At 37.9% G+C, this 14617-nt stretch carries 19 protein-coding genes; 17 read left to right on the top strand and 2 right to left on the bottom strand.

Annotation, left to right across the window (positions count from 1 at the left end; all coding sequences use genetic code 11):
* Positions 1-4 precede the first annotated feature (4 nt).
* The 16 genes from M3089_RS09535 to M3089_RS09610 all read left to right on the top strand — a co-directional run bounded on the left by M3089_RS09535 (position 5) and on the right by M3089_RS09610 (position 11181).
* On the top strand, positions 5-487 hold the full coding sequence (locus tag M3089_RS09535; protein WP_249083690.1) for a hypothetical protein: 483 nt from the start codon (positions 5-7) through the stop codon (positions 485-487).
* Positions 488-604: 117 nt separating this feature from the next.
* Positions 605-1276 carry a DUF1963 domain-containing protein gene (locus M3089_RS09540; RefSeq protein ID WP_249083692.1) on the top strand — a complete coding sequence of 224 codons (672 nt, stop codon included), beginning with the start codon at positions 605-607 and terminating at the stop codon, positions 1274-1276.
* Positions 1277-1356: 80 nt separating this feature from the next.
* The gene (locus M3089_RS09545; protein WP_249083694.1) at positions 1357-1662 is read left to right on the top strand and encodes a hypothetical protein; all 306 of its coding nucleotides are present in this window, start codon (positions 1357-1359) and stop codon (positions 1660-1662) included.
* Positions 1663-1783: 121 nt separating this feature from the next.
* Positions 1784-2686, top strand: coding sequence for an SEL1-like repeat protein (locus M3089_RS09550; RefSeq protein ID WP_249083695.1), 903 nt, complete (start codon positions 1784-1786; stop codon positions 2684-2686).
* A 46-nt stretch (positions 2687-2732) separates the two neighbouring features.
* On the top strand, positions 2733-3536 hold the full coding sequence (locus tag M3089_RS09555; protein WP_249083697.1) for a hypothetical protein: 804 nt from the start codon (positions 2733-2735) through the stop codon (positions 3534-3536).
* A gap of 70 nt (positions 3537-3606) precedes the next feature.
* Positions 3607-4398: a DKNYY domain-containing protein gene (locus M3089_RS09560; RefSeq protein ID WP_249083698.1), complete on the top strand. Its 792-nt coding sequence runs from the start codon at positions 3607-3609 to the stop codon at positions 4396-4398.
* A 44-nt stretch (positions 4399-4442) separates the two neighbouring features.
* Positions 4443-4844: a hypothetical protein gene (locus M3089_RS09565; protein ID WP_249083701.1), complete on the top strand. Its 402-nt coding sequence runs from the start codon at positions 4443-4445 to the stop codon at positions 4842-4844.
* A gap of 54 nt (positions 4845-4898) precedes the next feature.
* Positions 4899-5360, top strand: a complete 462-nt coding sequence (locus M3089_RS09570) for a hypothetical protein (protein ID WP_249083703.1) — start codon at positions 4899-4901, stop codon at positions 5358-5360.
* Positions 5361-5430: 70 nt separating this feature from the next.
* Positions 5431-6063, top strand: a complete 633-nt coding sequence (locus M3089_RS09575; RefSeq protein WP_249083705.1) for a hypothetical protein — start codon at positions 5431-5433, stop codon at positions 6061-6063.
* A gap of 74 nt (positions 6064-6137) precedes the next feature.
* Positions 6138-6881: a hypothetical protein gene (locus M3089_RS09580; protein ID WP_249083707.1), complete on the top strand. Its 744-nt coding sequence runs from the start codon at positions 6138-6140 to the stop codon at positions 6879-6881.
* Between the two features lie 93 nt (positions 6882-6974).
* Positions 6975-7391, top strand: a complete 417-nt coding sequence (locus tag M3089_RS09585) for a hypothetical protein (protein ID WP_249083709.1) — start codon at positions 6975-6977, stop codon at positions 7389-7391.
* A 48-nt stretch (positions 7392-7439) separates the two neighbouring features.
* Positions 7440-8066 (top strand): DUF6630 family protein, encoded by a 627-nt coding sequence (locus tag M3089_RS09590; protein WP_249083718.1) that lies wholly within the window; start codon positions 7440-7442, stop codon positions 8064-8066.
* An 83-nt stretch (positions 8067-8149) separates the two neighbouring features.
* Complete coding sequence (locus M3089_RS09595) at positions 8150-8638, top strand: DUF2004 domain-containing protein (RefSeq protein WP_249083720.1); 489 nt, start codon at positions 8150-8152, stop codon at positions 8636-8638.
* 79 nt (positions 8639-8717) lie between these two features.
* The gene (locus M3089_RS09600; protein ID WP_249083721.1) at positions 8718-9641 is read left to right on the top strand and encodes a hypothetical protein; all 924 of its coding nucleotides are present in this window, start codon (positions 8718-8720) and stop codon (positions 9639-9641) included.
* An 82-nt stretch (positions 9642-9723) separates the two neighbouring features.
* Positions 9724-10206: an SF0329 family protein gene (locus M3089_RS09605; protein WP_249083722.1), complete on the top strand. Its 483-nt coding sequence runs from the start codon at positions 9724-9726 to the stop codon at positions 10204-10206.
* Between the two features lie 51 nt (positions 10207-10257).
* The gene (locus M3089_RS09610; RefSeq protein ID WP_249083723.1) at positions 10258-11181 is read left to right on the top strand and encodes a hypothetical protein; all 924 of its coding nucleotides are present in this window, start codon (positions 10258-10260) and stop codon (positions 11179-11181) included.
* Positions 11182-11266: 85 nt separating this feature from the next.
* Here the strand turns inward: M3089_RS09610 and M3089_RS09615 are convergent, their stop codons facing one another.
* Entirely contained in the window at positions 11267-11548 is a 282-nt protein-coding gene (locus M3089_RS09615) for an Imm17 family immunity protein (protein ID WP_249083724.1), read from the bottom strand.
* Positions 11549-12305: 757 nt separating this feature from the next.
* The gene (locus tag M3089_RS09620; protein WP_249083727.1) at positions 12306-12890 is read right to left on the bottom strand and encodes an STM3941 family protein; all 585 of its coding nucleotides are present in this window, start codon (positions 12888-12890) and stop codon (positions 12306-12308) included.
* Between the two features lie 629 nt (positions 12891-13519).
* On the opposite strand from M3089_RS09620, the gene M3089_RS09625 reads away from it, so the two are divergent.
* Entirely contained in the window at positions 13520-14602 is a 1083-nt protein-coding gene (locus M3089_RS09625; protein ID WP_249083729.1) for an efflux RND transporter periplasmic adaptor subunit, read from the top strand.
* Positions 14603-14617: the final 15 nt, after the last annotated feature.

The following is a 14617-nucleotide window of genomic DNA, read 5'->3' on the forward strand; positions in this document are numbered from 1 at the left end:
AAGTATGTATTCAGCAGAATGGAATCAAGTCGTAAAGGATTATGAGGCATATAAAGAAAGCCTTTCAGTATTTAGAAAACATAATAACAAGACAAAAGACCTTTCAAAAGCTTTGCATAGTGGTAACATTAATTGCTATTATGCTTTAGAAGTTCTGAGGTATATGCCTAATGAAACATGTATTTTTCTTTTAGAAGATTTGTTTTATGTCTTAATATATAGTAATGATACCTATTCATTTTATGCTAAATCTATAATTCTTAGGCTTATTGATGACAAACTGGTGGAAACAATTGCAGATTTAGCCAATAAATATTCGCAAAATACGACAGATAGTGAAGATATAAAGAATATCGCCCAGCTATTATTTGAGTGTAAAAATAAAAACAGATTATATGAAGAAACTTATGTTCTTTTTCAAAAAAAACATCTTTCTGTTTTGATAACAGAAGATTTCTTTGATGATGAAGAATATAAGTATTTATAAATACATAACTTAGTGGCTAACAAGTGGCTTAACTTCTCTTGAAAGGTCGGTTAGCCACCAAACATTATCTGCAATTAATCAAATTATAGATATGGAAAGAATAGATTAATAAAAAGAATGCTTGTAAAGAAAGCGACAGGTTTTACGACAGGCGGTTTTAAACCTACAAACTCCGATAGCGAAAGCTGGATTGGAAGAGTGTATATGTATAAAGAAGAGGAAACAATACCTACTGACAATGAAGGGAAGACGATGTTTCCTTTATTACAAGTATGCCTTGATGGATTGCCTTATATTCCTGATGCACTTAAAGGTACAAAAGTGCTGACGGTTTTTATATCTAAAGATATACCGGCAAGTTTATCCACTAATGGTGATGGTTGGATTATACGAGAATATACAGATAAAGATTTATTGGTCATTAAAGACCTTTCCAGTCCATCATCACCCATCAAACCGTTTCCGTTGAAAAGCTGCCTAATTGAAGAAGACTATCCTGTATGGGATAGCGGAGACATTCCTACAGAGATAGAGGATGGGTTAGTCGAAATGGAAGACCAGGAGGAAATCACCGACTATTATGACTATACGGAATGTTATTCTGGACATAAGATAGGCGGTTATCCTTGTTATATCCAGTCGGGGGTGAATTTTGGCGATGGATTTGAATTTGTACTTCAGATAGCTTCCGATGAGAAAGCTAACTTCAACGTCATTGATAATGGAAACATTTATTTGGCAAAAAACCGTTTAACAGGCGAATGGGTATTTTATTGTGATTTTTATTAAGATGCAGATAACACGCACCTGTGCCGCCTAACGGCTGCAAGCTGCCAAACATTAGTGTTTAATATGATAATTGTGTGAAAATGGATGCAAAATTAGAAAATGAATACTCTGGAGATGAAATTTGGTCTCATTTTGCAGAAACTGCAAAAAAAGAAGTCGATTCCCCTTATTTTAATACAAACTATGACATATTAAACAAGTTGAAGGAGTATCTAAATCCTTATGAGGATATAGCTTACGTAGTATATTATTATTTTTATAACGATAGTATCAAATGGATTCAAAGGGCAATTCCTATCTTAGATAATATAAGTCCAATGGAATGTATCAGTTCTAAAGGATTGATTAATAGATTACGAGAGGCATTGTTAAGAACACCCTTGTAATTAATTGGATCTATACTGACATCATGAATAATTTTATGTATGAAATGAACACTAACATACACCTCAATCGCCCAAAATTGCGATTAGCTGCCAAACATTAGCGGTTAGGAATTGAAAAGCAATGAAATACTTTAGATTTGTTTGTGACATTAAGACAAAGCCGTCAGAGGCTGTTGATACAACTCGTGACAGTGCAATCAATGAAGTTGGAGTATTCTGTGCGTATTTGTCAAGGATGTACGAGTATTACTTTCCTGCGACACAAACAGATAATGTTGTTTCTATAACGGTTTGTCTGACAGAAGATGCACAAGAGGCGGAACATCCTCAATCTTGTGCAAACATAAAAGTGGTGACAAATGTTATGGACATTGGCAAGTTTACCCGATTGACCCCAAGCGGCAAATCATTATATATTATCGGATTATGTCAACAAGCCATAATGTCTTTAGTTTCTGAAATGAGTTGGGAAACAGAGTCTTTTGAACATACTTACAACCGCATTTTGGGGAAGAATTGCCTTTTTCGGGAGTACTGGCGAAAAGCGAAATGTTCTCCAAATAGGCAATTGAAAGCTCAAATATATTTTGAAGACGATTATGAGAAAGACGGCATATACGTTGACTTTACCGATAAAAGTGGCAAGCTTATAAAACGGGTTCAGTTTGCTCCAAGTGGTTATCACATTTACAGCAAAAGCATAAGTGAGCTACAATGGGAAAATAATTCACATGTAATAATAAAAAGAGCTTTTTCCCATAGTTGCACGAAAACGTGTGATTATTGGATAATAGGAATTGATGGCAGCATAGATTACCATTCTCCAAGAGCAGAAAATTCAGAGGTCAATCCGCATGGACTTTTTGATTTAGGTATTTTGTATTGGGAAGGAAAAATAATCATGCCGAATCAAGATAAAGGGCTTGAGCTAATAAGGAAAGCTGCGGAGCTGAACTACAAGCATGCACAAAAATGGATTGAACGAAATATAAGTATAACCGCTAACAAACAGCAGACCGACTGAATAAGCGGAACGCTGCCAAACATTAGCAACAAAAGAAATAATAAATATGGCGATTGACGGTATAAACATATTGGAAAGCGATTTAAGCATAGATGTTCAAAATGAAATATTGGACAGATATGATCTTGGACAGTCGGCAGATGAAATTAAATCTTATCTGAAAAATGAATTACAGAATTTGTCATCTTCACTTGATTTTGAGATTTATATTTCTACAGCCTGTCTTACGCTTTGGAAAATCGGGTTATTGGATGATTACTTTATAAAACAACTTGAAATTATTGTGGAAAACGGAGCTGACAAGACTTGGGCTGAAATAGACAAAACCGCTATTTCACAAAGAAATATTGCACTCCAAAAATTACTCAAAAAGGTAAGCACACCCATCTTTAAAGTACGTAAGCCGCAAAAGCACAAGACAATCGTAAACAGTCTTTTTACAAAAGGAGAAGTAATTGCCTTTCAAATTGATAACAAGTACCGTTGCCTCATCTTTGAGGAATTTTATCAATACAGAAAAGATGCTTATTATGCTTTTGTTCCTACTACTTACAATGACTGTCTAAAGCCAACAATAGATACGATTTTGACAGAAGAAGTCCCTGTAACAAAAAACAATGCTATGGGAAGTTTTGGTGTACGCAAGTTATCTCTATATTATACGGATATAGAGAAGCTAAAAGGTCATTTTATATCAATCGGACATTTAAATATTGATTTGGAGATTGAGCAATCAGGTTTCAACCGTCAAATAACAAGTGTCAAAGGATTGGGCGAACTGGAGCATCAGATCAATGATATTCTTGAAGGAAATAAAATTGAATTCTATGCTTGCTATGAGTTAAAGTAAAGTTGCCAACAAACCGGGATAACGCTTAAACGGCGTTGCCCGCTATCCATTAGCAATTTGTTGAAGAAATATGGAATCTATCAAATTGAATTATCATTCAGCCATTGAAAGCGAGGAAAACAACTGCCATTTTTGGACGGATGGAAAGTTTGTTTTTTATGAGCGAAATAATATCCCCTTAAAAAATGCACATCCTAAAAAGATGCGATGCTGGAGAAATTTTGCTTATGATGACGAACGAGTATTTCTTCGTAATAAACCACTGCGTGGTGTATCTCCTGTTGGTTTTATGATATTAAACTATTCCTTTGTTAAAACCAGCAGTCATGTAATCACGGAAAATGGATGTGTGAAAGTCAATAACGATTCAGTAATACAGACCTTAGATAATGGTATGTGGTATGGTTCGTCTGAGTTGTCAGCTCATGGCTATATCAAGATAGACAACACCATATGGTATCATGCACATTGGAATGACGGTTTGACAAAATTGACAAGCGTAAATGCAAAGCATTTCATTTCTTTACAAGACGGAGTTTTAGGAATGGATGATAAGAAAGTTTATGCTTTTGGAAAAATTGTAGCAGGAGCATCAGTTAAGGATTTTCGGAAAATCATTGATAGCATATACTGTGGCTATTTTATAAGTAATGGTAAGCTATTTTTTGAGAACGAAACGATACGGGAGGCTTCTATTGATATGATCCATATACCTGACGAAGTTCTAAATGCCCAAAGCTGTATTCGGCTTTTGGTATGTGATAATAGATATTATTCAAGAGAAGTTGAAGTATCCTATGAGATATTTGAAGAATGGCTGAATAAGTATAAAGGAATTGCTAACAAACAGCAAACCGACTGAACAAGGCGGAACGCAAACATTATCAATAATTAAACAGAAACGCAATGACAAAAGAAGAAGCATATATTTTATTAAGTTTCCATTCTTGTAGAAACAATGATATAGAAAATGAGAAATGGGAAAATGGATTTCTTGGTTCACTTCGTCCATTTCAAGGAAAACTATATGAGTGTAATTTTATCGAGATAATGGAATGTCTTAAAGTCCTTGCAGATGATTTTATGAAGCCAACAATCAATCAAACCCTACTAAATGATGTATATGGCATAATACATTTAGGCAGGAGGTGGATTGAAGGAGCTGATTTTGTTACACAAGAGCAGCAAAAGCAAATCATAGAATGGGTTGATATGATACAAGATTGTTTCTACTACCTATTAGAAGAAGATATTGATACTGCGTTTCTTGAATATAAAGAATATATAATTGATAACAAGGAAAGATAACTCCTAAACGGCGTTCCTTTCCAAGTCATTAGTTTCCATTAAATGAATTTGATTATGAAAATTGAAGATATAACGATAGAGCATTTCAATCGGTCGATTAAGAATGAAAATATTACCATAGAAATGTGGGATGAAGAAGTCTTGCTTCAAACCAATATTTATTTTTATACGGAAAATCATGACATTTCCCCTTTTATAGAAGAAATAAAATATAGGTTGATTCGCTTTAATCAAGACAGAAACCTGGTTCTTCAAAATATTATAGATGAAGGATATTTGCAGACTGCTGAAACTTGGGCTGAAGATTGTAAGATTACTTTGCCTATATCAAAAGAAAAGTTTTTGGAAAGTTTTTATCCTTTTGAGATAGGATTTTGTATAGGAAATTTAGAAGATGAACCTGACGTCATGGTTTATCTTGGTAGTGATGTTGAATATTTTTCAGACCATGTTTTGTGTTGTTATATAATAAAAAAGAATAATCAAATAGAATATAAATCTGTATTAGAAGGATAATTGGAAACTAACAAGCGGCTCAACCTCCCATAAAGATTGGTTAGCCACCAGACATTATACACATAAAAAGATGACAAATCGCGAATTTCAACAAACCAAGAGAATTTTACTCGGACAAGAAAGGATGAATAAAAAATATGCCCAACTTGCCCATTATATACAGGAACGATTTTCTGTACAAGTAATCAATGTAACTTGTAGTAAAAGAAACGATTCAATTAATGTTACTCTTTGTTTCAAATATGAAAATGAGGAAAATTTCTTTTATAAAGAACCGTTTGTTGTTGATTCTCGAAAAAGGAATGCAATATTAAAGCAATTCAAACTAATTGCGAATGCAGAAAATAAATCCGATAGTATTTGTCTATCCTATCAAGCATTTGAAACATTATCAAAAGAGGAAGCAAATAACAGCATTACTGAACTTGAAATATTGGAGTTGAAAGAAAAACTGCATTGTAATGATTTATGGGTAATTTCTCGCTGTTTGGCTAATGTTGTTTTTTTCTTGTATGAGGATAAGCAAGTAAGGCAATATAAAGAAGGAGGATTTATAGATATATGGTCGGAAATGTATTTAGATTTATTGAATCGCTATGATGAATTTGGATTTTTTACAAAAGAAAATTTTCATGTTGAGATAGATAGTAAGGAAAATTTTGATAATAATTTTAATAGTAATTGGTATTATTACTATGCTTAAAATGTGTATAACAAGCACCTGTGCCACCTAACGGCGACAAGCTGCAAACCATTACCTACGAGAAAACAAAAACAATGAAACAAATATTATCTGATTATCTTGAAATATGCTTGAAATTCCGAAAGGAATATCTTAGCAAGCCCGAAAGGAAACAGCGGTACATTCTCTTAACGGAATGGGCTAAGACTCGATATGCGGACGCCAATCCGACTATCTCTGAGTTGTATGAGTATTGGGACAAATACAAAGATGTAAGCTATAACAAAATTTTTATCGACAAGGCAATACTCCCAACGGTTAATGAGGACTTTCAGAACGGAGGCATAGAAGGTTTGAAATTCCTATTTTATTGCCTGCGTGGTAAAGATTGGATTGATCTTATATCAACGACAAGTCCTGTGTCTATATTTTCTAAAGAGCATAATTATAAATATAGCTCGCTTCAGTTGGCTGATATGGTTCTTGAAAAAGATCCTGATAATGAAGATGCGTTAAAAACAAAATATTTCATTGTAAAAGAATATCTATGGTACTCAATACATGAAATTCCTTATGGTGTTTTGTCTGGCGTGAATGGAGCAAGCATTTCGGATATACCGAATATGTTAAGCTCTGTTGACAGTTTCCAAGCCATTTCAAACAAACTAAATATTGCCAATGACGAAATTCTTATAGAAGATTGTCGAAAATTTTATGCCGCATATAGAGAATATCTACAACAACTGGATATGTATGCTGATTTTGAAAATTATCTGAATAAGAATAATATTTCGTATGAACGATATTGCAAGTACATACTATTACGAGAAGGAGAATAAACAAGAGAATCAGCAATAAAAGCGTCGGTTACAAGCGGATGAATCTCCCTAATGGTCGATTATCCGCTGGACTTTATCAATCAATAGAAATTTATGAGCATTGGAATTGTAAATAAATCTGATACTCCTTGGAGATTTACAAAAGATATACAGCAAGATAACTGGCATATTCAATACACAGATCTGAATGAAATATGCCAAGGTGGTCCCCTGGTTGGCACTCTTATCGTAAATGGGCAGAAAGTCTTTTGTGACAAACGCTTTGGAGGCCCATTGTTATGCTGTAAAAATTTAGCATTTATTCCGATGTATATTCGTAAATTCTGCGTTTCAGGATTTATGCTGTCTGTTATAGAACTTAATTCAATGCGGTTAGGATTGATAAAAGGAATTTATGATTTGGTGTATCTTGATAGTATTGATGAAGATGAAATCCTATTCTATCAAGATAGGAATAGAAATAAATCACTCAGAAAGAAGATTGATAACAAGCGGCTTAACCTCCCCTAAAAGGTCGGTTAGCCACCGAACATTAGCAACAAATAAAAAACAGGAATTATGAACTACAAAACAATGCTCGTAAAAGTTCTTGGAGAAAAAGAACTTGCAGAAATGAATGTGAAGGCTATAAAAGATGATGAAAGCTTGTTTGACGAGTTGACAAACAAGAAGTTACTTTTGGTGGTGGACTGGAGTGGAGAAGATAAGGAAGGGATGCTCTACGGGTTCTTCGACAGCCGTCTGCAATCAATGCTGGGAATCCGGTTGGACGTTCCCGAAGAAGAAGTCTACCAAAAGTATAACCAAGAAATAGAAGAACCCCAACGAGGTGATTTTGTACCCTTTGCGTTATCCTATTTTGACAAGCGATTGGAAAAGCTCGGTGCAAGAATTGTCTTGCTTGATTTGGGAACTGACACTTATAACATATTGGTGTCTTATAAAAAAGACGCCAAAAAACTTAAGTCTATAAAATCCGATTTTTGGAAACTATCAACTTTAGAGCAAAAGCAAGGTAGAGTGGTTATTTACATAATATGCCCTAATTGTAAAGATACTGCATATTATGATATGTCGATTGAAGAAGAAAGCCATCAGGCAAATGTAAAATGCGAGGAATGTGGAACACTCTTTTGGGATGAAAATGCAAATGAAGTTGTAGAAATGGAAAAGACTTACTATTAATGTAGTTGCTAACAAGCACCTGTGCCACCTATAACGGCGGCAAGCTGCATCCCATTAATCGCTTGAATAAAAAAGAACGAAATATGAAAAAGGACATTACTTATTTTGGAGATATGGAAATCAACTCTCCACAAGAGGCAACCAACGGAAAGGTTACAATTGACAATCATCAAATAGAATTAGATCTGAATTTCTATGCTGGCGTGCCAGAACATGACTGGGTTGCAGAATACGAGAGTTATATCAAGAACTTAAAACAACATAAAACCAATGTAGAAGCTGCCATTCGTTCAGATTACGAAGATGGAGGTGCTGTAAAGGGATATGTTGATATTCATCTTGAAAAATTGGATGCTTCTACCATAGATAATGTCTTAGCAGGTACAGATTATTCCAAGCCCAAAGGGGAAAGGCTGTTGTCGGTTTTAGAATTAGACCGAATCGGCTTTTATCCCGGCGATGAAAACTATGCAGTATGGGATTATACCATAGGTCGTGAAATTGCAGATATGCTGGTGGTTGTCAATACTAATAGTGCTGGAGAAATTAACTATGTAACGTGGGAGAGTTGAATAGCGATTAACAAGCGGATAAATCTCCCTAACGGTCGATTATCCGCCAAACATTAACAACCCTGTAAATAGAAACTATATGTTCATTGAAAAATTAAATCAATATACAGAAGAACAGATTATCGGGCTAAAAAATGAAGGTAATCAGTTGCGATTGTTGATAAAAGAACAACCTGACATTGAGAAATTGAAACTTCTAAAAGAAGCTATAATCAATGAAGCGACAGAAGTTACATTGGTAATTAGTTCAAATAACAACAATCTGATTGCTTTCTCCTATTTTGAATGTATAAGTGACAATGTAATAGGAGTTGAATCATATAATTACACCGAGAATATTCTGAAAACAATTGAAGGAATTTCAATATTCAGAAATTTGAGGAGTATAGTTATTGATGCACTATATGATAAAAAACTCTGCATTGACGAACTTGCTTCATTGGAGAAATTGGAAGAACTTTGTATGAGTTTTTATCCTATAACGAAATATCAATATCCTGCATTGAACAAACTGAACGGACTGAAGCGATTAAAAATTAAAGGGTTAGATTCGAACAAATTGTCCTGTCTACCAAACTTGGAAACATTAACTTGCTTTAATTTAAAGGATGGGACACATTTAGGTATTAAGGCACCAAATTTAAGAAGCATAGATATATACCGTTCGCCGAAAATATTGAATCTTAATTTTTTATTGGATTTAAAGGAACTAAGATGTATTTATTTAGACGGACTTAGCAATGTTGAAGAAATGCCGGATTTAAGTAGCCTTCATTCTTTAACCTGTATGTCTCTTGCCAATATGAAGCGGCTACAAAGTTTTCCTTTATACCGCGAGAATTTAAAAAACTTATACTTGCAATTGCCTCTTGATTCATTGAATAATGTAATTCCTGAAAATCTTCCTAACCTCAAGCATATAAGTGTAAATTTGGGAAGTGATAAAAAAAGTGAAATGATATTAGATAGATTCAAAGGCATTTGTGAAGTTGGTATATGGTAAAAACAAGGTTGCTAACAAACAGATGAAACATTGAAGTAGGTTTATCTGCCTTAACATTAAGCTGCTGAATAAAAAAGAACAAATGAAGAGTTGGCGCAAACTACAAAAGGAATTATATCTGATAATTGATCCAACGATTGATTTTCAGATTCACTGTGTCGCTTATCCGATGAGAAGTCGATATGGAAATACAGCACTTCCTCGGTACTGGATTACACTCGGGAAGGAGATAATATTTGATTATCCGAAACAGTTTGTATTGGCAGATGGAACTGTTAGGAATTATGATCCGGATGGAATACATCAAATTTATCCTTATACGACCGATGTTTCCGATATTTCAAACTTGATTCGTGATTATATTGACATTCCTGTTTCAGAGATTGTCACCAAACATTTTGAAAATGACTATTGGGGCTTGGCAAATGTACTTCGTGCAGCGGACAGGCGTATCGGACAGCGTAGGTTGGATAGTCTACGTCGAAAAATCAAAAATCAAGCGGCTCAAAAAATATTGGAACTAAGAATTAAACCTACAGCAGCTAACAAACAGCAGACCGACTGAACAAGCGGAACAATACAACCCATTATCTTTTAAATAAATAAACAATAAGCAATGAGAAAAACGAATTTAGCCATCATGGCATTCTTGAGTTACAGCCTGTATGCGGAGGCGCAACTCAATATCGTGACTCGGAACAGTGGCATGAAAGAGTACACGGTGCAAAACGCACAGCCTTACGATAGCCTTACGAACGTGGAAGAGCGAAGTTTTGCCTCCCTGCCCGGACAAACCCTCTACATGCACGGGGCAAGGAATGACAGCCGGGGGTATTACGACACTTTCTTCACGGGCAACTTCCTTGCCGGGAGCGGGAGACAGGTTTACAAGGATGACGGGCAGGGCAATACCCCTGCCGAAGCGGTGGTGGGAAAGTATTATGAGGTGCTGAAAGTCTGGACAGAGAGGGATTACCTCACAGTCGGCTGTTGCCTGCTGCTGCGCGAAAAGGAAAGCGGAGAAGAAATCTACTACAATCCTTATCTTTACCCTCTCAGCATGACCTGTTTGGGCTTCTACGAGAAGCTGAAAAGATACATCGGGCAGACATTCCTCTCACTTGCCAAACGGGTAGAAACCGAAGACGGACAAATCATAACACCACCCGAAGGTACGGAATACCGCTGCGTGGATGTCGGTTTGAAGATGAACAGCGACGGCGCATTCCTGCTCATGGAGGGAGCGGACGGAGTTCGTGTGGAAGCCTTTTCCATAGGTGGCGACGAGGTGTATGGATTTGTGAGTGCCGCCCGCATCTCCTCACTGACGGAACGTTACGGCAAGAAATACGGTAAGCAGGTGGCATTCCGCAAGGTGGACACGGGCATGACACGCGAGATGGTCATTGCCGCATGGGGCGAACCTTATCGAAAGACAGAGATAAAAAGGCAAGACGGGACGCTCGAAACATGGAGATTCTCGGACAACCGCTACGTGGAACTACTTGACGGGAAGGTCTTGAACGTGCGTGTATATTAGGCACGCTACAAACCTTTTTTTCATAAGAATGCAATGAGAATCTCCGTTAAAATCACTGGAGGGTGAGGGTGTTGCAAAAACTCCCTCATTCCCACACAAAGAACATCGTCAGGCAGGCGACTAACGCTATGCCGACTAGCACAATCTGAATCCTGCGTCGCGTCTCGGGCGAGCAGCTGTCAAACATCCAAGTCTTGGCACGGTTGAACTGCCATTCGCATGCCCATTTCCATCGCAGCAACAACCCCGTGAGCCACAGGGCAAGCAGTCCGCTCGCAAACAGCAACCCGTATTTCGGGTGAGCCTGCGCCCACGCGATATGTGCTCCCATCCACTCGTTAATTTTCTCGTATATATCAGTAACCATAGCGCAATGATTTAGCGGGGGTCAAATGCAAAAATAGTACTTTACACCCAATCAACCAACACTTTACGCAAAAAACATCTTATCGAAGGCTCACTTTATGCCATAAAACAGTATTTTTGCAGAAAAAGGAAAGGCAAGTTCAGTATAACACCCGTGAGTTGCGCAACTCGTTTCTGTAAAGTAGGCGGTGTTCCTGTCTCCACCCCGGATGTGGCACACCAAGCGACGGTTACTTCTTGCGACTTTGCCTGATTACAGTGGCAGACCCTGTTGCAGTGAATGATGAAAGATTCTCTCCGATACAAGACAGTCCTTTGGATGGTGTGGGTGCAGATTGCGCTCCTGCCTGTAAAATTTGCATTGCAGGTGCTATACAATGTCGGGAGACTCCATATAATAGCCGAGGATGGCTACTACGTGCACCAAGTCGCCGAAACGCGATTAAAAATCGCGTCCGCCGACCGGGGTTAATGCATAACGGAGAAGCGACTTGACACAGTTGAGTTGACTAACCCTTGAGTGACTAACCCTCTTTTTATTTAACTCGGTCACGATTTTTACGAACGCTACGTTTAATATCTGTTGCTGTTCGCGTTGAAACAATAATCGGCTTTTTTCTAACTAAATTTCTGATGTTGGAATATTTATATCTGCTATCGTGTAGCGATTTTGTAGAAATATATTGTAGAAAAGAAAACCAAGAATAACTCCAATGGACATCCAAAGAGCTATGTAACAAACTCGGTTCTTCCGTTTATCAACTGCCGACATCTTCTTTTTCATTCGTACTCGCTTTGCGAAACTGTTTAAGGCGTGCGTTGAGCAATTCGCAAAGCTCTTTTCCGTTCGTGTCCAGATTCTGAACCGTTATAAATGCAATGGCTCCATTTTGATGAAAACTAAATATCATCAGCGCCTGCATCCATCGTGACGAATGCTCCATCTTATCAATCATCGGAGCCGTTTTATAATCGATAGCCACCATCTTTACCCCACGACTTTTTATCATTCTAAACCTCCGTAAATTAGCAAAATGCAAAGTGTGGTATACACCTTTAAGCAGGAGATAATGTTCCAATCGGTCGTCATAAATTCTCAACAAAGGAATACGGAAAATTTTACTATACAGCGTAACGAGAAAGAGAAACAAGCCACCCCCTCCGAAAAAAAGAATGGCCAACCAGCCGAATAACACCTTCTTCACCGGGTCGGCAGACGGATTGTCCTGTATCCAATAGCCTATCACAGCAAAAGCCATACAGCCAATGACAAACAACAGGCTCTTCCACAAGCTGGGGTAAATGTTTATCGGTACGGCATATTCGTTCTCGGATCGTTTCATAAGCGTCTGGGTATTATAATTGCACATAGCAGTTTCACGGTATTACAACCGATATACAAAGTTACTAAAAAAAATGAGTTTAGCAGATTGTCATAGCGGCATTTCTGTTGGCTGCTCATAAGTAGGTGTTCAAAATTAATTGCCATCAAATTGTGCGCTATTTCTGAGATGCATGCCACAGTCCGAAGAGAGAGCGTAGCGGGCTACGCGACCGATGAGACTTTGGCATGCGGCCCGAAAGAGCACACAAGATGGTGGCAAAGATATAGAGGACACCTGCAAGGTCTATTGTATCGGTTAATTTTGAACAGCTACTTATTATAATTATAATACCTCACCAAATTGTGTGTTCTTGCCCGGAATGTGGCTGTAATGTTTTCATATTTACATATCAATTGTTCAGTATTTCTTAATCTTTATTTATATTAAAAATACCAAAGTCTGTTTTCCCGTTAGCTTATTTATATTAATTTTGTAGACAAAACTAAAACGCTTACAATTATCATGATTTGTCAATGACATGCCTTCTGTCGTGAAGGCGATGCATATAACTGTTGTTTGGGCAGGTTGTGTTAGTGTTGATTGTATCTTGGTAGAGTGGAATAAAACAAAACAAAAAATAAGTATAGATGAATAAAAAAGTGAAATGGGGGCTTGTGGCCTTTATTGTTTGTGCTTTGGTATGCTGGGGAATATATTCGCAGATGCCGAAACAAAATTCCGAATTGTCCCAGGCAGATAAGGTTGAAGCGGGCAGTAAGGGCAAGAAAAAGGTTCTCAACGTCAACGGAATGAGGGTTAAAAAGGGAGTGCTGTCTGATGAAATAATGGTGACAGGAACGCTTCTGCCAGACGAGGAGGTTGATTTATCGTTTGAGACTTCCGGACAAGTTGTCGAGATTATGTTCAAGGAAGGAGCCCATGTAAAAAAAGGCCAATTGTTGGCCAGGGTTAATGACAAGGTGCTGAGGGCAGAGCTGCGCCGTTTGTCGTCACAATTGAAACTTGCAAACGACCGCGTTTACAGACAGCGCACGCTGCTCCAGCATGATGCGGTGAGCCAGGAGGCCTATGAGCAGGTCAAGACCGAGTTGGCAACGCTTAAGGCAGAGATTGATGCAGTCAAGGCACAGATAGAGCAGACAGAATTGCGTGCGCCTTTCGATGGTGTGATAGGCCTGCGTCAGATAAGCGTGGGTGCTTATGCTTCTCCTACGACCGTTGTCAGCAAGCTGACCAGATATGTTCCCCTCAAGGTCGAATTTGCCGTTCCAGAGCGCTATGCCAAGGACATGAAGCCGGGCATCTCGTTGAATTTCACGGTCGACGGCTTCTTGCAGACCTTCCCTGCCAAGGTCTATGCAAAAGAGTCTGTGATAGACATGAATACCCATACCCTTACTGTCAGGGCCTTGTATGCCAATGCCAACGGTTTGCTTTCACCAGGCCGTTATGCCAGCATCAACCTCAAGAAGCAGGAAATAAAAGACGCTATAGCCATACCTGCAGAGGCAGTAGTGCCAGAGATGGGTAAAGACAAGGTGTATCTCTACAAGTCTGGCAAGGCCCAGCCTGTCGAACTGAAGCTGGGTTTGCGTACGGAAGACAGGGTACAGGTGCTTTCCGGATTGGAAGTGGGCGACACACTGATAACATCAGGAACATTGCAGTTGCGTACCGACCTGCCGGTCGTGCTCGACAGGGTCGACTAAATATAAGGGTGTCAG

Source organism: Marseilla massiliensis, from assembly GCF_023336985.1.
Classification (GTDB): domain Bacteria; phylum Bacteroidota; class Bacteroidia; order Bacteroidales; family Bacteroidaceae; genus Prevotella; species Prevotella intestinigallinarum.